We start from the raw sequence: 18,353 nt of genomic DNA, 5'->3' as shown, positions 1-18,353 counted from the left end.
CCTGCGAACTGGCCGAACAGGCGTTCGCGGAGTTCCGGGCGACCACCGCGCAGCAGCGGGCCGGATTCCTGGAACGGGTCGCCGGACTGCTCGACGAACGCCGCGACGTCCTGGTCGAACGCGCGCATCTGGAGACCGCGCTGCCGGTCGCCCGGCTCACCGGCGAGGTCGGCCGCACCAGCGGCCAGCTGCGGTTGTTCGCCGCCGAATTGCGGGCGGGAACCTGGCAGGGCGCCCGGATCGACCCGGGCCGGTCCGGCACCGCGCCGCGCGCCGATATCCGGCAGCGCCGGGTCGCACTGGGGCCGGTCGTGGTGTTCGGGGCGAGCAACTTCCCGCTGGCCTTCTCCACCGCGGGCGGCGATACCGCCTCGGCGCTGGCCGCGGGCTGCCCGGTGATCGTCAAGGCGCATCCGGCGCATCTGGGTACCGCGGAACTGGTGGCCCGGGCCGTCGCCGACGCGGTCACCGACACCGGTATGCCCGCCGGGACGTTCTCGCAGCTCGTGGGGGTCGGAAACGATATCGGCACCCGGTTGACCGCCGACCCGCGCATCCGCGCGGTGGGGTTCACCGGTTCCCGGCGGGGCGGGCTGGCGCTCGCGGCGGTGGCCGCGGCCCGGCCGGTGCCGATCCCGGTGTACGCGGAGATGAGCAGTATCAACCCGGTACTGCTGCTGCCCGCGGCGCTGGCCGGGCGCGGCGCCGAACTCGGGGCCGGGTTCGCGGGCTCGCTGACACTCGGCGCGGGCCAGTTCTGCACCAACCCCGGACTCGTACTCGCGGTCGAGGGCCCCGGTCTGGACGAGTTCGTCGCCGCGGCGGCCGGAGCGGTCACCGCGAACGCGGGCGCGATCATGCTCACCACCGATATCGCCGGGCACTACGACTCCGCCGGTGCGGAACTCGCCGCCCGGGACGGCGTCGATCAGGTGGCCTGCGGTGCGCGACCGGACGGGGCGGCCGCCGCGTCGGCCCGGCTGCTGACGGTGGAAGGGTCCCGGTTCGTCGCCGAACCCGAACTGCAGGCCGAAGTGTTCGGTGCGACCTCACTGCTGGTCCGCTGCGCCGATACCGCCGAACTCACCGCCGCGGTGCGGGTGCTGGAGGGGCAGCTCACCGCCACCGTGCACGCCGGGGAGTCCGACCATCCGCTCGCCGCGGCACTGCTGCCGCTGCTGGAGGAACGGGCGGGCCGCATCCTGTTCGGCGGCTGGCCCACCGGGGTCGAGGTCGGGCACGCGATGGTGCACGGCGGGCCGTTCCCCGCCACCACCGACGCCCGGACCACCTCGGTCGGGACGCTCGCGATCGAGCGTTTCCTGCGACCGGTCGCCTACCAGGACGTTCCGGCCGCGCTGCTGCCGCACGAGGTCCGCGACGACAACCCGCTCGGTGTGTGGCGGCGCGTCGACGGCGAACCCGGACGCGACGCGCTGCCCACCGGCTGACCGCCGCCCGCCGGCCACCCACCCGGCGTCCGGCCGTACTTCCGATCTCGAGGTTTCCATGACATATCCAGCACCACGCACGGCTCCCCGGTGCACGCTGCGTGAACTTCCCGGCCACGGCATACCGCCGGCCGCCCCCAGCCCGTATTCACCGGTCGCCTGCTTTCGGCCAGGCGCTGTCCGCGCATCGCGCACCTGTTGATCGGAGTCACCATCATGGCCTCGCCCGAAATCACCTCGGACCCGCCGCGTCCGTATTCCGCCGAGCCGGGACTCCGCACCCAGGCCCCCGCCCGTCCGAAGATGCTCAATCGCGAATCGCTGGTCACCGCCGCGAAAGCGGTCACCGGCATCGTCGGCCTGTTCGCCGTCTGGCAGTTGCTGGTGGTCGTCTTCGATCCGCCGGAATTCCTGCTGGTGGGACCGGTCTCGGCCTTCCAGGAGCTGGCCGCGCGGCCCGACTATTTCGCGACCAACACCTTCGTCACCCTGCAGGAGGCCCTGGCCGGTTTCGCGCTGGGCACCGCGCTCGGGGTGCTGTGCGGGGCGACGCTGCACTATTCGCCGACGATCCGCAGCTTCCTGTATCCCGCGCTGGTCGCGATCGACACGATTCCCAAGGTCGCGCTGGCGCCGCTGTTCATCGTGTGGTTCGGATTCGGGTTCGAGTCCAAGGCGTTCGTCGCCATGGCGATCGCGTTCTTCCCGCTGGTGATCAACACCTATGACGGCCTGAGCTCGGTACCGCACGAACTGCAGGAACTGGCCCGGATCAACCGGGCCTCGGCGTGGAAGAAGATGTCGAAGATCGAGATGATCTACGCGCTGCCGTCGATCTTCTCCGGTGCGAAGATCTCCATCTCGCTCGCCGTCGGTGGCGCGGTGGTCGGTGAATTCATCGCCGGTTCCAAGGGACTGGGCTATGTCATCCTGCTGGCCAACAGTCAGGTCGATCTGCCCTCGATGTTCGCGGCCTTCATCGTGCTCGCCGCCATCGCGCTCGCGCTGTTCTTCCTCGTCGATCTGGCGGGCCGCAAATTGATTCCGTGGAAGAACCACGCGAAATGAGCACGCGATCGGAGACCGCCCGGATGAGCACGCGATCGGAGATTCGGATGCGCGCACCCAAGCGCAGACTGGCCGCGATCATCGGCGCGCTGACATTGGCGCTGGCACTGCCGGGCTGTGCGTCCGGCGGCGGCGAGAACTCGATGACCCTCATGATGGACGTGGGATACCTGCCCAAGCACGCGCCGTTCTTCGCGGCGGTGGATCGCGGTTTCTTCGCCGCCGAAGGTATCGACCTCACCGTTATGCCGGGCTCGGGCTCCACCAATACCGTCACCTCGGTCGAGACCGGCCGGGTGGACGCCGGTTTCGCGGATTTCGGCACCACGGTCCTCAACCAGGGCCGCGGCGCGGCGGTGAAACAGATCAATCTGCTGCAGGCCCGATCCGCCTACGCGGTCGTGGGTCTCGCCGACAGCGGGATCAAGAGCTGGGACGATCTGCGGGGCCGCACCCTGGCCACCGAAGGCGCCGGCGCGATGACCGCCATGTGGCCGCTGGCCCTGAGCCGGCTCGGTCTCGCGGCCGACGAGGTGAACCTCGTGCACGCCTCCAGCGGTTCGAAGATCCCGGGCCTGATGGCGGGGCAGTGGGACGCCAACCTCGCGCTCTACATCTCCGACGAACCCGCCATCGACGCCCTGGACCGGCAAGCGGTGGTCCTGAAATGGGCCGATCTCGGTATCGACCTCTACGGCAACGGGATCGTGGTCTCCGACGAGAAGCTGCGCAGCGACCCCGATCAGGTGCGCCGGTTCAACCGCGCGATGCAGAAGGGTTTCCTCTGGTCGTGCGCGCATCCGGAGGAGGCGGCACAGGACTTCCAGCGCGAGGTGACCGGCTACGAGGTCCCGACCATCGTGCTGGCGATCCGCGAACAGTGCTCGCTCAACTGGAACGCCGACGAATCGGTGGACGAATTCGGCGTCATGGACGACGCGGGCGTCGGGAAGGTGCTCGACGTGGCACAGCAATTCCTCGGCCTGAAACCGAACAGCGGACTCACTCCCCAAGACATCTACAGCAACGACTTCCTCGAACCGCTGCATCGCGGCGACGAAATCGCAGCCCCGTAACAATCCAAGCCCCATATCAGCAGGGCGGAGGGCCTCATGAACAACGAATACGCCATCTCGGTCAACGGCATCGGAATGACCTACCGGTCCCGGGACGGTCACGACAACACCGTGCTCGAAGGTCTGGACTTCCATGTGAAGCCGGGACAGTTCGTCTCGATCGTCGGCCAGTCGGGCAGTGGTAAGACCACGCTGCTCAAGACGATCTCCGGACTGCAGCAGCCCACCGCGGGCGAGATCCTGGTCAAGGGCCGTCCCATCAGCGACGGCGTCGAGGATATCGCGATGGTGTTCCAGAGCCCGGTACTGCTGCCGTGGCGCAACAACATCGACAATGTGCTGCTGCCACTGGAATTCCGCGGTACCCGCACCGAGGATTCGCGCCGCTACGCCCAGGAACTGCTGGAGATGGTCGGGCTGGGGGATCGCGCCACGCGCTATTCCTATGAGCTCAGCGGCGGGATGCAGCAGCGGGTCGCCATCTGCCGGGCCCTGGTATCGCGTCCGGAACTGCTGCTCATGGACGAACCCTTCGGCGCGCTCGACGCCATGACCCGCGATTCGATGAACTTCGAGATCCAGCGCATCTGGCAGGCCGCCGGCTGCAGCGTCCTGTTCGTCACCCACAGCATTCCCGAGGCCGTCTGGCTCGGGGACCGGGTGGTCGTGGTCGGTGGCAAACCGGGCCGGATCGTCGCCGATATCACCATCGACCTGCCGCGGCCGCGCGGTAAGCAGCACCGCTACTCGAAGGAGTTCTCCGACTACACGACCGAGATCGAATCCCATATCGGGGTGACCGCCGGCATCAGCTGACGGCCCGGCGCCCGACCCGACACCGATTCCCGAACCGAATCCCGACACCGAAGGCACGAAATGCTGCGTATCACCGCCGACGCCGGCCAGGTAGTACAGACCTACGGACTGGACGCGCGGAAGAGCCTGCTCTTCTCCGCGATCCGCCTCGACTCCCATCCGTTCGTGGCGCCGCTGATCGCGCGGGCCGGGGATCAGGAGTATCTGCTGGTCCGCCAGCAGGAACAGGGCAACGCGCTCTCGGCGGGGGTACCCAAGGACAAGATCAGGTTCTACGCGCCGTGGGTGACCATCGACCCCCGGGTCGTCGCCGACACCCCGGCGTCGCCGTCGCTGACCGCTCTGGTCGCCGAACTCGCGGACGGTGCGACGGTGAGTCTGGCGGCCGATGTGGTGTACAGCCACTACCGGGCGCTGGCGGGCGCGGTCGATCTCGTCACCGAGGAACGGGCGCCCACGCCGGTACTCGCCTACGAGATCGACCAGGACGCGGTCCGCGCCCGGTTCGCCGGGTGGCGGGAAACCGGTATCGGCGCCGCGCGGCGATTGATCGAGGGCGTCGCGCACCTCGCGGGCCTGGAGACGGAGTTCACCGCCGCCGAGGACAGCCGCTATACCGCCCTGCGCGCGCTGGTCGCGGACCGCTCGCTCGACGCGCTGCTGCTCGCGGCGCCGCCGAACTTCACCGAGGTGACCGGATTCGCGCAACCGGACGGCGCGGTCGCGCTGTGGCTCGCCGAATCCGGGAAACTGCTGGTGCTGGCGCCGGAAGGGACCACCGGGATCGCCGGGGCGCAGTGCGGGCGCTACCCGTCGGTGGGTGCCGCCGTGCGTGAGCTCGCCGCCGGTCCGCGGGTCGGCGTCGAGGACGAATGGATCGGGGTCGGCCTGGCCCGCGAGCTCGAACTCGCTCAGGCCGAACTGGTCCCGGTATCCCACGAGCTCGGGCACTGGCGCGATATCCGCGACCACGAGGATCTGGCGTTCCAGGTGGTGGCCGCGCGGACCAGCGTGTTCGCGATCGAAGAGGCGCTGGCCTGGGCGGAGGCGGGACTCGAGGCGGGGCGGGAGTTCACCGAACTCGATATCTACGCGGTGTATCTCGACAAGATCGACGAGTTCCGCACGGCCAACGCCATCCCGTTCGGGGTCGAGGCGTACTTCACCAACCTGCACTCCTCCAACCGGATGCTCTTCCCCGGACCGCCCGTCGATTTCCCGATCGACGACGAGACGACCTGTATCCAGCTGGACGCCGGGGTCCGGGTGGTGATGGACGGTGTCGTCGTCGCCACCTCCGATATGGCCCGCTCACTGCCGCGTACTCCGGCCGCGAAGGAGGCGTACTCCTTCTTCTTCGATGTGGTGCGCGAGGGCATCATCGGGCAGCTCGCGCCGGGAGTCATCTGCGAGGACGTCCACGAGGGCACGCTGCGGTATCTCGCGCCGCATCTGGACCGGATGGTCGAGATCGGGATGCTCGGTACCGAGGTCGATTTCGATACCGAATACCGCAAGCGCAATGTCGGTCACCTCATGGGCAAGCAGGAATCGTTCGCCAACGAACTGCGGCCCGGGTACAAGCATGTGCTGGACGTCGGTTCGTACGGGGCGGCCGAGATCCCGTGGCGTTACGAGAACGCCGCCATCGGCACCGAGGACCTCTGGTACATCGGCCGGGACCGCACCTACATCGTCAGCAAGCGCTGAATCCCGGAGCCGGCTCCGAAACCCCGCCGGTCCGGCCGGAACTCCGGCCGGACCGGCGAGCCGCCCGCACGCGGCCGGGCGACCGCCGCCGGTCCGGGCCGTGCCCAGCTCTATCGAATCGGAGTATTCATGACCGAGACAACCACCTCTGCCATTCGCGACCGTCTCGCGGAAACGAACCTCGAACTCCCGCGCCTCGGCGCGCCCCGGTACGCCTACGAGGCGACCACCCGCTGGGGTGACCAGCTCTGGGTGTCGGGCCAGATCTCGCGGACGGCTTCCGGGGTGATCCTGGGCGGCCGGGTGGGGGAGACCGCGACCGTCGAAGACGGGATCGCCGCGGCCGAGATCAGCGCACTCAACCTGCTGGGACGGATCGACGACGCGGTCGGGCTGGAGAATGTCGCGCGGGTGCTGAAGGTGAATATCTGGGTGGCGAGTGCGGCGGATTTCGTGGACCAGCCGACGGTGGCCGACGGCGCCTCGCGGCTGCTGCGCACTGTACTGGGCGCGGCTGGCGGGCACGCCCGGACCGCGCTGCCCACCCAGGTGCTCCCGCAGGGCGCGCTCGTGGAACTGGACGCCACGGTCGCCATTCAATAGTGACCCACATCACACATGATCCTGTCATGGATTCGGGTGCCATCTCGTTCAGAAGGCACGCGAACAGACAGGAGCAACGACATGAAGCACCGCATCATCGTTCTCGGAGCCGGATACGCCGGGGCCTACACGGCCGGTAACCTCGCCCGCCGCCTGCACCTCGACGATGTGGAGATCACGGTCGTCGATGTCGAAACCGAATTCGTCGAGCGGTTGCGCCTGCATCAACTCGCGGCCGGCCAGGAGTTGCGACGCTACACACTGGCCGAGATGTTCGCCGGGACCGGTATCCGGCTGCGCACCGCCTACGTCACCGAGGTCGATGCCGCCGCCCGGACCGTCACCGTGACGGATAGCGACGGGACCGGGGAACTCGAATACGACACCCTGCTCTACGCACTCGGCAGTACTGTCGCCGATCACGGCGTCCCGGGGGTGGCCGAACACGCTTTCCACGTGACAGGACGTCCGGCGGCGCTGCGGCTGCGGGCCCGGCTGGACGAACTGGACGGCACCGGGACGGTCCTGGTCGTGGGCGGCAATCTGACGGCGATCGAGGCAGCCACCGAATTCGCCGAATCCCGGCCCGGCCTGCGGATCGAACTGGTCACCAGTGGCGAGCCGGGCGGCTGGCTGAGCCCGCGGGCGCGGCGGCATCTGCTGGAGGCGTTCGACCGATTCGGGATCACGGTGCACGAACACACCACTGTGACCCGGGTGGAGGCGAGCGGTGTGGTGACCGCGGACGGCACCGTCATCACCGGTGACGCCACGGTCTGGGCGGCGGGTTTCGGCGTCCATCCGCTGGCCGCCGCGAGCGGGCTCGCCGTCGAGGACACCGGGCAGATCACCGTCGACCGGATGATGCGCTCCATCTCGCATCCGGAGGTGTACGCGGCAGGCGACAGCGTTTTCGTGATCGGCGAGAACGGCCGGCCGCTGCCCATGTCCTGCGCGTCGGCGGGCTTCACGAGTATGCAGGCATCGGCCGCGATCATCGGCGACCTCACCGGTCGCGCCATCGGCAGAACCGCCCTGGCGTACGTGGGCAATCACATCAGCCTCGGCCGCAAGGACGCCATCTTCCAGACGGTCGGCAAGGACGCGCGGTCGAAATCGTGGTCGCTGCGCGGCCGTCCCGCCGCGCGGTTCAAAGCGGCCGTGCTGGGCGCCGGGCCGTGGAGTCTGGCCCACCCGACCTGGGGCCTGCCGGTGCGCAGGCATCATCTGAAAACCGCGTCGGCCCGCACCGGTGAGGCGGCCGCGGCCTAGGGTAAGTGCTCATGGACACCGCCACCGTGGCGCGTTTCGAGGCCGGCCGGGCCCGGCTGGCCTCGTTGGCGTACCGTCTGCTCGGATCGGCGGCCGACGCCGAAGACGTAGTGCAGGACGCGTTCCTGCGCTGGCACGCCGCCGACCGCGAGTACATCGAGACGCCCGAGGCCTGGCTGACCAAGGTGGTCACCAACCTCGCACTCGACCGGCTCCGTTCGGCGCAGGCGCGGCGGGAACGGACGGCCGGGGCCTGGCTGCCCGAACCGCTGCTCGACGGCGACCCGATGCTGGGCCCGGCCGAAACGGCCGAACAGCGCGAATCGGTGACCTTCGCGGTACTGCGGCTGATGGAAACGCTCGGACCGGTGGAGCGCGCGGTATACGTTCTGCGGGAGGCGTTCTCACACAGTCACGCCGAGATCGCCGCCATCCTGGAGATCACCGAATCGGCCAGTCAGCAGCATGCCCTGCGTGCCCGGCGCCGGATCGCCGCCGGTCGCGCCGCCGCCGAGATCGACCTCGCCGCCGCGCGCCGCATCGTGGAGGAGTTCGTGGCCGCCGCGTCCTCGGGGCGGACCGACCGGCTGGTGGCATTACTGACCGACGACGCGACCGCGCTGTCGGACGGGGCGGGTCTCAGCGAGAAGCTGCGCCTCATCCCGACGCCCGAGAAGATCGCCGCGATCGGCCGGGCCGGGTTCGTGCCGACTCCGGCGAAACGGCGGCTGGTCGGCGATGTTCCGGTGTCGATGCACGCCGGTATCGTCAACGGCACGCCCGCGCTGATCGCCGCCACCCCGGAGCGGGTGGTGGGCGTGGTGGTGCTGGAGGTCCGCGACGGCAGGATCGCGTCGGTCGCCGGAATGGCCGCGCCCGCGCGTACCGGCCGGGTCAGCGAACAGTGGTTCCGTGGCGAGCGTGTCGATTCGTTCATCGGGGACTGGTGAGGCCGAGTGCCGGGGCGGTGTAGCGATGGTCGCCCGCTGATCGACTGAAGGTGTATGAGTGATAAGCGTTCCGGCGCGGTGGGATCCACCGTGCTCGGCACCACGGTGTTCGGATTCCTGTGCGGGATAGCGGTTGTGGTGGTGGCCGCCGTGTGGTGGATCACGGGGCCCGATTCGGTCAGTTGCTACTACGCGACCTATGAGGCGGACCCGGTATTCGACCCCTTCGACGGAATGGTGGGGAAGATGTGGCCGACCCGGTGGTTCTGGGCGGGGCTGGTCGTGGCGCCGACACTGGTGGGAGCCTTGGCAGGGCTGGTCGCGGCCCGCCTCGGTTTCCGCCTGCGGCGCGAGCCCGGCTAGGACGGATCAGGCGCCGTGGGCGGCGTAGATATGCCGGGCCACCTCGTCGCGCATGGTGGCGAATCCTGGGTGCGCGCGGATCTCGGTGAACGAGGTATCGGTGAGATCGCTGGTGAAGGCGATCGGTTCGTCGTAGATGATCCGGCCGGGGCGGGTGCCCATGACGATCACGCGGGTGCCCAGCAGCAGTGCCTCGTCGATACCGTGGGTGACGAACAGAATGGTCTTGCGGCGTTCCCGCCACAGGGTGCGCAGTCCACCCTGTAGTTTCTCCCGGGTGAGCGCGTCCAGCGCGCCGAACGGCTCGTCCATCAAGACGATGCCGGGATCGTTGATCAGGACGCGGGCGATCTGGGCGCGCTGCTGCTGACCGCCGGACAATTCGTAGGGCTTGCGCCGCCCCAGCCCCTCGAGCCCGACCAGGGCCAGCAGCCGGTCGGCCTCGGCGCCGCGTTCGGCGCGGGCGATACCGCGCACCGACGGGCCGAATTCGACGTTCTTGCGCACCGACAGCCAGGGGTAGAGGGCGGGCCGCTGGAACACCACACCGCGCTCCGGACCGGGTCCGTCGACGACGCGGTCACCCACCCGCACCGTGCCGGCCGACGGTGGCAGGAATCCGGCGATCATATTCAGCAGCGTGGTCTTCCCGCAGCCGGAAGGCCCGACCACACAGGCGAATTCACCGCTGTCGATGGTGAGATCGGTGGGTGCGAGGACTTCGGTGGGGCCGTCCGCTCCGGGATAGGTCTTGGTGACGCCGGTGAGGGTCACCCGGTTCGGGCCCGACCCGGTCACTGTGCCGCCGCCCGCGCGGCATCGGGGTAGAGCGCGGCGCGGTAGGACTTCTCGTCGCCGACCGCGGCGATACCGCCCTGCGTGAGCAGGAATTGGGCGGTGTTGCGCAGGGAACCGGCGAAATCGCCGCCGAGGTAGCGCGGCCCGGCCTGTTCCGCGGCGTCCGGGTAGGTGTATCCGGCCAGCTGTGCCTGCGCGGCTTCCGGATCGATTCCGAGTTGCGCCGCCAGCGATACCGCCGCCTCCTGCGGATTGCCGCGGAGCTGCCCGATCGCGTAATCCTGAACCTTCGCCCAGACCGCCGCGAAGTCGGCGTGCCGGTCGAGGAAGGCGGTGGCCGCGGCGGCGACATCGAAGGTGGGTGCGCCCTGCGCGGCGGTCTCGGCGCTGGAGGTGAGGACCGTACCGCCGGTTTCGATCAGCTTCGACAAGGTCGGATCCCAGACCCAGGCGGCGTCGATCTGATCGCCGTTCCAGGCACCGGGGATGGCCTCGGGCTGCATATTGATCAGATTCACCTGCCCGCCCAGTCCGGCGCGGTCGAGCGCGGCGAGCAGGCTGTAATGCGCGGTGCTGCCGAACGGCGTGGCGACCCGTTTACCCCGCAACCCCGCCAGAGCGGTCACCGAACCATCCTTGACCACCAGCGATTCCGATTTCCCGATCACATCGTGGATCCACAGCACCCGGACCGGCAGATTCAGCGGGGCCGAGACCGCCTTGGTGGCAGGACTGGAACCGAGGGTGCCGATATCGATACCGCCCGCACCGAACGCCTGCACCACATCGGCTCCGGAGGAGAACTGGTTCCAGGTGATGGTGGCGTTGGGCAGGCACGCCTCGAGCAGGCCGCGATCCTTGACGTACAGGTCGGCGTTGGGGATGGCCTGATAACCGATTCGCGCCGTGGCGGTGATCGCGGTTTCCGGGGCGAACGGGCAGGCCGCGGCGGCGCCCTCGGCGCCGGTATCGTCGCGCCCGGATTCCACGCAACCGGCGGTGGCGGCCGCCGCCAAGGTCAGGACCGCGGCCAGGGCCGTACGGAATCTGCGCTTCATGCTCTGCCTTTCCAGGGAACCGCCACATCACCGGCGATTTTCAGAATCGAATCGAGAACCAGTGCCGCGCAGCCGATGACGACGATGCAGGCGATGGTCAGCGGGGTGTCGAGCTGCGTGCCCGAGATATAGGCGAGGCCGCCGATCCCCGGGATGCCGTTGTTGAGTTCGGCCGCGACGACGGTGGTCCAGGCGAACGCGGTGGCGATCCGGATACCGCCGATCACCTCGGGCAGTGTGGCGGGCAATACCACCCGCGCGATCACCTGCCCGCGGCCCGCTCCCAGCGAGCGGGCGGCATCGAGATAGTCCTGCCGGACGCCGGCCACACCGTTGAGGGTGGCGATGGCGATGGGCGGGAACGCCGCCAGGAACAGCAGCCAGATCTTGGAGACATCGCCGATGCCGAACCAGACGATCAGCAGTCCGATATAGCCCAGCGGCGGTAGCGCGCGCAGGAAGTTCAGAATCGGCTCGGTGATCAGCCGGACCGGAGTCAGCATGCCCATCACGAAACCCACCAGCGGCCCGGCGACAACGGCCAGCCCGACGCCCGCACCGATCCGCTGCAGGCTGGCGGCCAGATGCTCCCACAGGTAGTAGTTCTGCTCCCCGATCACCATGCGGTCGATACCCGGCGCGATCCGGTGCCGGGTATTGGCGCGGACGAACGCGTCCCACACCGCGCCCGGCGACGGCAGATACAGCGGATCGACCAGGCCGGCGGCGGTCGCCAGCGACCAGGCACCCAGAACGAGGAAGAGGGCGGCGAGCCGGGTCAGGACCGGGCGGACCAGCCGACGGTATCGGGCACGGGTCCGCGTGGGCGCCACGGTGGTGGTTTCCGGCGTGGTGGTGGCCGTACTCATCGGCCACCCCTGATACAGCACCCCGCGTCGGTCACGCCACACTCCACACATCCCGCCCCGACAGGGCCACCGGCCCGGCCGTCGACGATCGGCCGGAGACGCGAACGTACCGAGCGCGGCCGGTACGACAGGAGGGTTGTGCGCGGCGTGAGCGAAATACCGGTCTTTACGACCGGTCGCGCGGGGCCAGCCCCGCCACGGTCAGCCGGAAGAGGCGGTCCGCCCGGGCGGCCGGATCGGGGTAGGGCTCGGCGGCCAGGGTGATTCCGACGATCAGTGTGATGAGGTCCGCGACGGTCAGGTCCGCCGCCGCGACACCGTCGCGCACGGCCCGCGCGAGCAGGGGGGCGGCGGCCTGTTCCAGGAGTGCCGAACAGGCGTTTTCGTGGATGGATTCGGGATCGGCCCCGTCGTAGCTCAACGCGGCGGCCAGGCCGCGGGCCGCCACGCAGTAGTCGACGAGTTCGTGCAGCCAGGTCAGCAGCGCGGCACGGCTGTCCGCGTCGCCGCACAGTTCGCGCGCCCGGTCACCCAGGACCTCGATCCGCTGCCGGGAAACCGCTTCCAATAGTGCGCGCCGGGTCGGGAAGTGGCGGCGCACGGTCGCCGAGCCGACCCCCGCGGTGCGGGCGATCTGTTCCAGGGAGGCCGCGGCGCCGTGCCGGGCCACCTCGGCCTCGGCGACCGCGAGGATGCGGGTGTAGTTGCGCCGGGCGTCGGCACGCTGGGTCTCGGGCATGGCGTCCTCTCCGGGCTTGCTAAGTGGCGGCCCCCGCCATATCGTAGCGGTAAGTAAACGGCGGGCCCCGCCGTTTAGTGATTCGCCCGACTCGGAGGAGTAGCGCTATGCCCGAACGAACCGAACCGGTCCTGGTCACCGGGGCAACCGGAAAACAGGGCGGGGCCACCGCCCGCGCCCTGCGCGCGGCCGGTGTGCCGGTGCGCGCGCTGGTACGCGACCCGGCCGGAGACCGGGCCCGGGCCCTCGCGGCGGGGGGTGTGGAACTGGTCGCCGGCGACCTCGAAGACCGCGAATCGGTGACCCGCGCCGCGAAGGGGATCCGGGCGGTCTTCTCCGTGCAGATGCCTCCGATCACGGCGGCGGGATTCGAATTCGCCGGCGAAGTGGTCCAGGGCCTCAACCTCATCGAAGGCGCGCTGGCCGCCGGGGTCGAGCATTTCGTGCACACGTCCGTGAGCGGTGCGGGCCAGCACACGGAACTCCCGGGCTGGGCCGAAGGCCGCTGGGCGGGAATGGCACCCAGTATGGAAGCCAAGACCGCCATCCAGGATCGGCTCCGCACGGCGGGATTCCGCTACTGGACGCTGCTCAAACCGGGCTTCTTCATGGAGAACTTCCTGCCGTCCATGGCCTATCTGTTCCCGCGCGGAGTGGAGGGTGGCCTGGTGGGAGTGTTGAAGCCCCATACACATCTGTCGCTGGCCGCGGTGGACGATATCGGAACGGCGGCCGCCGCGGCCGTTCTCGCACCGGAACGGTTTCACCGCGTGGAACTGGAACTGGCCGGCGATTACCGCTCGATGTCCGAGATCGCCGAAGTCCTGACCCGAACCCTCGGCACCCCCGTGGTCGCACCGGATATGACCGAAGAACAGGCCTTCGCCGCCGGAATGCCGCCCATGGGCGCCGGACTCGAGTTCATCAACGTGGTCGGCCAGCCCGCCCGGCCGGAGTACGCGCGCGCCCTGGGCCTCTCGCTCACCGGTTTCGAGGAGTGGGCGGCCCGTTATATGCGGGCCGACGCCTGAAATATCCCGGGCCGGGGACGGCGGCGCCGCGGCCCGGGATCGGCGGCGACGGGCACGCGTAGTGCCGCGCCTCCCGTTCGAGTGCTACAGGGAGCCGAGGAACTGCCAGGTGCGCGATTCGTCCTCGGCCCCGCCCAGTTCGGTCTGGGTGACCAGGAGTTCGGTGGCGCCCGCGTCGGCGTACCGGCGCAGTTCCGCCTCGACCTCGGCCTCGGTGCCTATCACCGCCAGCTCGGCCGCCCCGGCGACGCCCTCGCTGTCGAGGACCGTGCGATAGGACGGGATGCCGTCGTAGAAGGACAACTGTTCGGCGGCGCGGGCGCGTACCCGGTCGGGATCGGAGGTCACCACGACCGCCACGCCCGCGATCACCCGGGGCGCCGGGCGCCCCGCCGCCTGCGCGGCGGCCTGGATCCGGGGCACGATGTACTCGCTCAGCGTGCGCGGACCCGCCAGGAACGGCACGGTGCCGTCGGCGAGTTCGCCGGTCACCGCCAGCGCCTGCCGGCCCATGGCGGCGACGACGATATCGGGTGCCTCACCTCCGGCGACCCCGGCCGGCAGCGCGGGAGCCGCCGACAGGGTCTCGCCCGTGAAATCGACGGTGCCGGTGTTGAGTACGGAACGCAGGACGGTCAGGTATTCGCGCAACCGGCGGATCGGACGTTCGGTCACCAGGCCGAACGCCGGCTCTTCGAGGGCCGCGGCACCGAGCCCGAGCCCGAGGGTGAACCGGCGGTGCGATGCCGCGTGCGCGGTCTGGGCCTGGCTCGCCACCACCAGCGGATGGCGCGGATTGATCGGTACCACCGAGGTCCCGACCCGCAAACCCGGGACGGCGGCGCCGACGACCGCGGCGATCGAGAGCGCGTCGGTATCGAAGCGCTGCGCGAACCAGGCCCGGTCTATCCCGGCGCGCTGCGCGGTCCGGGCTCGGTCGACGACATCGTCGACGGCGTTGGCCGCGCCCGGGCGCGGTTGGAGGGCGATTCCGACAGGTGCGGTGAACGACATGCCCGCCGCAACCCCGCGCCCGGTGCGGCGTATTCCGCCGCCACCCCATTGAACTCAGCCTGAATATGAACGGCGACAACGATCTACGGCCTCCTTACCGTGGGCCTCACCACCCGGTCGAAGTTCGACGGAGCCGGGGATGGGTGCCGCCGGAGGATCGGATTTGTCATGAGCGCAGTCGCATCGGCCGGCGACACCGGGACCACCGGGGCGCCGCCGGGCGCCGATGACGAGTCCGCACTGCCCGTGGCCAGGACCCGGCACCCGTGGCGCTGGCTGGTATCGGCGGTGGCCCTGGTGCTGGTCGCGCAGTTCGTGCACGGACTGGTCACCAACCCCGGCTGGGACTGGCCGACCTTCGCCGAATATTTCACGGCCGACGCGGTGCTGAAGGCCCTGCGGGTGACCGTGGAACTGACCCTCTACGGCACCCTGCTGGGTTTCTTTCTCGGTATCTGGCTCGCCATCGGCCGGCTCTCGCACAACCCGGTCCTGCAGGTGATCTCGTGGACCTACGTCTGGGCGTTCCGGTCGATCCCGTTGATCGTGCAACTGCTGTTCTGGTTCAACCTCGCCTACCTCTACCGCACCCTGACCCTCGGCATACCGTTCGGGCCCGGCTTCGTCTCCTTCGACGTGAACGGCGTGATCAGCGGATTCGGTGCCGCGGTGATCGGCCTGGCACTGCATCAGGCCGCCTATGCCGCGGAGATCATCCGGGCCGGCATCATCTCGGTCGATCCGGGTCAGGTGGAGGCGGCGAAATCGCTGGGGCTGCCGTGGCGGCGGCAGTTCTTCACCATCGTCGCGCCGCAGGCCATGCGCGGGATTCTGCCGAACGCGGTGAACGAGGTGATCAGCCTGTTCAAGGGCACCTCGATCGTTTCGGTGATGGCCATCGCCGAACTCTTCTACCAGGTGCAGGTGATATTCGGGCGCAACGGCCGGGTGGTGCCGCTGCTCATGGTCGCGACGGTCTGGTACATCGTGCTGACCACCGTCCTCACCGTCGTGCAGTACTACGTCGAACGGCATTTCGCGAAAGGCAGCGAACGCGAACTCCCGCCGACGCCATTGCAGCGGGTGCGCCGCACCCTCGCCGAGATCACCGGGGAGCGGCGATGAGCACCGCGGAACAATCCCGGGGAGTGGCCGGTGCCGCCGAATTCGCCGTCGAACTGCGCGGTATCCGGAAGTCCTTCGGCGGTGTGGAAGTGCTGCGCGGTATCGACCTGGCGGTGCGCACCGGTGAGGTGACCGTGATCGTCGGACCCTCGGGTTCCGGAAAATCGACCCTGCTGCGGACCATCAACCATCTGGAGAAGGTGGACGCGGGCACGGTCCGGGTCGCGGGCGAACTGGTGGGCTACCGGCGGCGCGGGAACACACTGCACGAACTACCCGAACGGGAGATCCTGCGGCAGCGCTCCCGGATCGGGTTCGTCTTCCAGAACTTCAATCTCTTCCCCCATCTCACGGTGCGCGAGAACATCGCGCTCGCCCCGGTCGCGGCCCAGGGGCGCGACCGCGCGGCGGCCGAATCCGCCGCGATCGGCCTGCTGGACCGCGTGGGTCTCGCGGACAAGGCCGACGCCTATCCACGGCAGCTCTCGGGCGGCCAGCAGCAGCGGGTCGCCATCGCGCGGGCCCTGGCGCTGCGCCCGCGGGTGATCCTGTTCGACGAACCCACCTCGGCGCTCGACCCCGAACTCGTGGGCGAGGTACTGGACGCCATCCGCGGGCTCGCCGAGGACGGCGCCACCCTGGTGATCGTCTCGCACGAGATCGGATTCGCCCGCGAGGTCGCCGACACCGTCGTCTTCCTCGATGCCGGCCGCATCGTCGAGCAGGGCCCGCCGCGGCGGGTGCTCGACGCCCCCGAACATCCCCGTACCCAGGCCTTTCTGGCGCATGTGCTGTGACCGGCGCGCCTCCGATACCGGAATAGAGGACAACTGATGCGTTTCTCCCGAACCGGGCGGCCACGGGCCGTACTGGCCGCAGTACTCGCCGCGGTGGCATTGACCGCCGGTGCCTGCGGTGGCGGCGGCGAGGCCGGCAACGAGGTACGCACCCCCGACGGCCAGGTGTTCGATCTGTCCCCGGAACAGCCCACCCGGGTGCGCACCGAGAAGGTCGACGCCATCGCCGCACAGGTACCGCCGGCCATCAGGGACCGGGGCACCCTGGTGGTCACGGGGTCGGCCACCACCGGCCCGCCGCTGCGGTTCCACGCCACCGACGATCGCACCCTGGTCGGGTCCGAAGTCGATTTCGCCTATCTGATCGCCGATATCCTCGGGCTGCGGCTCGAGGTGCTCGCCGCCGACTGGTCGCAGAACTTCGTGAAGATCGACTCCGGCGAGGTGGACGCGTTCATCTCCAATGTCACGGTCACCGAGGAGCGGAAACAGAAATACGATTTCGCGACCTACCGGCTCGACAATATCGCCCTCGAGGTTCCGAAGGACACCGACTGGACCTACACCGACCGGAAATCGCTGGCCGGTAAGCGGATAGGTGTCGGCAGCGGCACCAATCAGGAACAGCTGCTGGTCGAATGGAACGAGAAGAATATCGACGAGGGCCTGCCCGCCATCGATATCGCCTACTACCAGCAGGCCACCGACTACTACCTGGCCTTGTCCTCGCACCGGATCGACGGGTACCTCGGGCCGAACCCGGTGGCCGTCTATCATTCCGCGACCTCCGGAGATACCAAGATCGCGGCGGCCTTCTCCGGGGCGGGGGAGGCGCTGCAGGCCGAGATCGCGGTGGCGACCAAGAAGGACAACGGCCTGATCGCCGCCGTGCACGCGGCCCTGCGGCACGCCATCGACACCGGAACGTATCAGCAGGTCATCGACCGGTGGGGGCTCGGCAGCGAGGTGGTGGCAGAGTCGAGGATCAACCCACCCGGGTTGCCGAAACCGGAGGGATGAACCCATGCGCCGTATCGTCCACGTCCGCCAGGACGATCCGCTGGCCGCGCCGTTGCTGGCCGAGCTGGCGATCGAGTACAGCAGCCGCTACGGCAAAACGGTCGACGAGGTGCACACCGATCTGACCGGCCACCCCGGCGGTGAGTTCGCCCCGCCCGACGGTGCCCTGCTGGTCGTCGTCGAGGACGACCGGCCGGTGGCCGGTGGGGCGTTCCGCCGCTACGACGCCGATACCGCGGAACTGAAGCGGATCTGGACCGCCCGGACCCACCGCCGTCGCGGCCTCGGCCGGCTGGTGCTGGACGAACTGGAAGCCGAGATCATCCGCCGCGGCTACCGACGCGTCTTCCTCACCACCGGCCCCCGCCAGCCCGAGGCCGTCGCGCTGTACAACGCCGCCGGATATACGGCGCTGCCCCGCGATATCGTCGTCGATATCGGCCCGCTGCACCCGTTCGAGAAGTACCTGGACGTGGTGGAAGACATCCGGTCGGCGGGCGAGACCGAAGTTCACGCCTGAGGGCCCGGGCCGGTGCCCGGACCCCGGTGCGCGCGGCTCAGGGTGTGCCCCCGCGTCTGCGCGTGTGGTCAGC

At 69.4% G+C, this 18,353-nt stretch carries 19 protein-coding genes; 14 read left to right on the top strand and 5 right to left on the bottom strand.

Annotation, left to right across the window (positions count from 1 at the left end):
* The 9 genes from ACWDU1_RS13910 to ACWDU1_RS13870 form a co-directional block, all read left to right on the top strand.
* The coding region (locus ACWDU1_RS13910) for an aldehyde dehydrogenase (NADP(+)) (protein WP_449998531.1) at positions 1-1,451 on the top strand (1,451 nt) is incomplete at its 5' end.
* 216 nt (positions 1,452-1,667) lie between these two features.
* Positions 1,668-2,519: an ABC transporter permease gene (locus ACWDU1_RS13905; RefSeq protein WP_449998530.1), complete on the top strand. Its 852-nt coding sequence runs from the start codon at positions 1,668-1,670 to the stop codon at positions 2,517-2,519.
* A gap of 47 nt (positions 2,520-2,566) precedes the next feature.
* Positions 2,567-3,595 (top strand): ABC transporter substrate-binding protein, encoded by a 1,029-nt coding sequence (locus ACWDU1_RS13900; RefSeq protein ID WP_449998528.1) that lies wholly within the window; start codon positions 2,567-2,569, stop codon positions 3,593-3,595.
* Between the two features lie 36 nt (positions 3,596-3,631).
* Positions 3,632-4,411, top strand: a complete 780-nt coding sequence (locus ACWDU1_RS13895) for an ABC transporter ATP-binding protein (RefSeq protein ID WP_449998526.1) — start codon at positions 3,632-3,634, stop codon at positions 4,409-4,411.
* Between the two features lie 60 nt (positions 4,412-4,471).
* Positions 4,472-6,121: an aminopeptidase P family N-terminal domain-containing protein gene (locus ACWDU1_RS13890; RefSeq protein ID WP_449998524.1), complete on the top strand. Its 1,650-nt coding sequence runs from the start codon at positions 4,472-4,474 to the stop codon at positions 6,119-6,121.
* Positions 6,122-6,250: 129 nt separating this feature from the next.
* Complete coding sequence (locus ACWDU1_RS13885) at positions 6,251-6,724, top strand: RidA family protein (RefSeq protein ID WP_449998522.1); 474 nt, start codon at positions 6,251-6,253, stop codon at positions 6,722-6,724.
* An 81-nt stretch (positions 6,725-6,805) separates the two neighbouring features.
* Positions 6,806-7,996, top strand: a complete 1,191-nt coding sequence (locus ACWDU1_RS13880) for an NAD(P)/FAD-dependent oxidoreductase (protein ID WP_449998520.1) — start codon at positions 6,806-6,808, stop codon at positions 7,994-7,996.
* An 11-nt stretch (positions 7,997-8,007) separates the two neighbouring features.
* Positions 8,008-8,946 (top strand): sigma-70 family RNA polymerase sigma factor, encoded by a 939-nt coding sequence (locus tag ACWDU1_RS13875; RefSeq protein ID WP_449998518.1) that lies wholly within the window; start codon positions 8,008-8,010, stop codon positions 8,944-8,946.
* Between the two features lie 54 nt (positions 8,947-9,000).
* Entirely contained in the window at positions 9,001-9,309 is a 309-nt protein-coding gene (locus tag ACWDU1_RS13870) for a hypothetical protein (protein WP_449998517.1), read from the top strand.
* 6 nt (positions 9,310-9,315) lie between these two features.
* Here ACWDU1_RS13870 and ACWDU1_RS13865 read toward each other — a convergent pair whose 3' ends face one another.
* The 4 genes from ACWDU1_RS13865 to ACWDU1_RS13850 form a co-directional block, all read right to left on the bottom strand.
* Positions 9,316-10,107 (bottom strand): ABC transporter ATP-binding protein, encoded by a 792-nt coding sequence (locus ACWDU1_RS13865; RefSeq protein ID WP_449998515.1) that lies wholly within the window; start codon positions 10,105-10,107, stop codon positions 9,316-9,318.
* A complete protein-coding gene (locus tag ACWDU1_RS13860) occupies positions 10,104-11,165 on the bottom strand; it encodes a taurine ABC transporter substrate-binding protein (RefSeq protein ID WP_449998513.1) in 1,062 nt (353 codons plus the stop codon). Before ACWDU1_RS13860 ends, ACWDU1_RS13865 begins: the two co-directional genes overlap by 4 nt.
* Positions 11,162-12,034: an ABC transporter permease gene (locus tag ACWDU1_RS13855; protein ID WP_449998511.1), complete on the bottom strand. Its 873-nt coding sequence runs from the start codon at positions 12,032-12,034 to the stop codon at positions 11,162-11,164. Before ACWDU1_RS13855 ends, ACWDU1_RS13860 begins: the two co-directional genes overlap by 4 nt.
* Positions 12,035-12,200: 166 nt before the next feature.
* A complete protein-coding gene (locus ACWDU1_RS13850; protein WP_449998510.1) occupies positions 12,201-12,773 on the bottom strand; it encodes a TetR/AcrR family transcriptional regulator in 573 nt (190 codons plus the stop codon).
* A gap of 107 nt (positions 12,774-12,880) precedes the next feature.
* Between ACWDU1_RS13850 and ACWDU1_RS13845 the strand changes: the two genes are divergently transcribed.
* Positions 12,881-13,804 (top strand): NmrA/HSCARG family protein, encoded by a 924-nt coding sequence (locus ACWDU1_RS13845; protein WP_449998508.1) that lies wholly within the window; start codon positions 12,881-12,883, stop codon positions 13,802-13,804.
* Positions 13,805-13,888: 84 nt separating this feature from the next.
* On the opposite strand, the gene ACWDU1_RS13840 is transcribed toward ACWDU1_RS13845, so the two are convergent.
* Positions 13,889-14,818, bottom strand: a complete 930-nt coding sequence (locus ACWDU1_RS13840) for a TIGR03564 family F420-dependent LLM class oxidoreductase (protein ID WP_449998507.1) — start codon at positions 14,816-14,818, stop codon at positions 13,889-13,891.
* Positions 14,819-14,986: 168 nt separating this feature from the next.
* On the opposite strand from ACWDU1_RS13840, the gene ACWDU1_RS13835 reads away from it, so the two are divergent.
* From ACWDU1_RS13835 to ACWDU1_RS13820, 4 genes are read left to right on the top strand one after another with little or no spacing between them, the layout of a single operon-like run.
* Positions 14,987-15,943: an amino acid ABC transporter permease gene (locus ACWDU1_RS13835; RefSeq protein ID WP_449998505.1), complete on the top strand. Its 957-nt coding sequence runs from the start codon at positions 14,987-14,989 to the stop codon at positions 15,941-15,943.
* Entirely contained in the window at positions 15,940-16,740 is an 801-nt protein-coding gene (locus ACWDU1_RS13830) for an amino acid ABC transporter ATP-binding protein (RefSeq protein WP_449998503.1), read from the top strand. Before ACWDU1_RS13835 ends, ACWDU1_RS13830 begins: the two co-directional genes overlap by 4 nt.
* Before the next feature lie 36 nt (positions 16,741-16,776).
* Complete coding sequence (locus ACWDU1_RS13825) at positions 16,777-17,760, top strand: ABC transporter substrate-binding protein (RefSeq protein ID WP_449998501.1); 984 nt, start codon at positions 16,777-16,779, stop codon at positions 17,758-17,760.
* Between the two features lie 4 nt (positions 17,761-17,764).
* Positions 17,765-18,280, top strand: a complete 516-nt coding sequence (locus ACWDU1_RS13820; RefSeq protein ID WP_449998499.1) for a GNAT family N-acetyltransferase — start codon at positions 17,765-17,767, stop codon at positions 18,278-18,280.
* Positions 18,281-18,353: the final 73 nt, after the last annotated feature.

The organism is Nocardia sp. NPDC003345, assembly GCF_053589395.1.
This window is presented reverse-complemented; position numbering and strand designations above follow the sequence as displayed.

Coding starts and splice junctions, on each gene's coding strand:
- ACWDU1_RS13905 (WP_449998530.1), top strand. CDS start 1,668: ATGGCCTCGCCCGAAATCACCTCGGACCCGCCGCGTCCGTATTCCGCC.
- ACWDU1_RS13900 (WP_449998528.1), top strand. CDS start 2,567: ATGCGCGCACCCAAGCGCAGACTGGCCGCGATCATCGGCGCGCTGACA.
- ACWDU1_RS13895 (WP_449998526.1), top strand. CDS start 3,632: ATGAACAACGAATACGCCATCTCGGTCAACGGCATCGGAATGACCTAC.
- ACWDU1_RS13890 (WP_449998524.1), top strand. CDS start 4,472: ATGCTGCGTATCACCGCCGACGCCGGCCAGGTAGTACAGACCTACGGA.
- ACWDU1_RS13885 (WP_449998522.1), top strand. CDS start 6,251: ATGACCGAGACAACCACCTCTGCCATTCGCGACCGTCTCGCGGAAACG.
- ACWDU1_RS13880 (WP_449998520.1), top strand. CDS start 6,806: ATGAAGCACCGCATCATCGTTCTCGGAGCCGGATACGCCGGGGCCTAC.
- ACWDU1_RS13875 (WP_449998518.1), top strand. CDS start 8,008: ATGGACACCGCCACCGTGGCGCGTTTCGAGGCCGGCCGGGCCCGGCTG.
- ACWDU1_RS13870 (WP_449998517.1), top strand. CDS start 9,001: ATGAGTGATAAGCGTTCCGGCGCGGTGGGATCCACCGTGCTCGGCACC.
- ACWDU1_RS13860 (WP_449998513.1), bottom strand. CDS start 11,165: ATGAAGCGCAGATTCCGTACGGCCCTGGCCGCGGTCCTGACCTTGGCG.
- ACWDU1_RS13855 (WP_449998511.1), bottom strand. CDS start 12,034: ATGAGTACGGCCACCACCACGCCGGAAACCACCACCGTGGCGCCCACG.
- ACWDU1_RS13850 (WP_449998510.1), bottom strand. CDS start 12,773: ATGCCCGAGACCCAGCGTGCCGACGCCCGGCGCAACTACACCCGCATC.
- ACWDU1_RS13845 (WP_449998508.1), top strand. CDS start 12,881: ATGCCCGAACGAACCGAACCGGTCCTGGTCACCGGGGCAACCGGAAAA.
- ACWDU1_RS13840 (WP_449998507.1), bottom strand. CDS start 14,818: ATGTCGTTCACCGCACCTGTCGGAATCGCCCTCCAACCGCGCCCGGGC.
- ACWDU1_RS13835 (WP_449998505.1), top strand. CDS start 14,987: ATGAGCGCAGTCGCATCGGCCGGCGACACCGGGACCACCGGGGCGCCG.
- ACWDU1_RS13830 (WP_449998503.1), top strand. CDS start 15,940: ATGAGCACCGCGGAACAATCCCGGGGAGTGGCCGGTGCCGCCGAATTC.
- ACWDU1_RS13825 (WP_449998501.1), top strand. CDS start 16,777: ATGCGTTTCTCCCGAACCGGGCGGCCACGGGCCGTACTGGCCGCAGTA.
- ACWDU1_RS13820 (WP_449998499.1), top strand. CDS start 17,765: ATGCGCCGTATCGTCCACGTCCGCCAGGACGATCCGCTGGCCGCGCCG.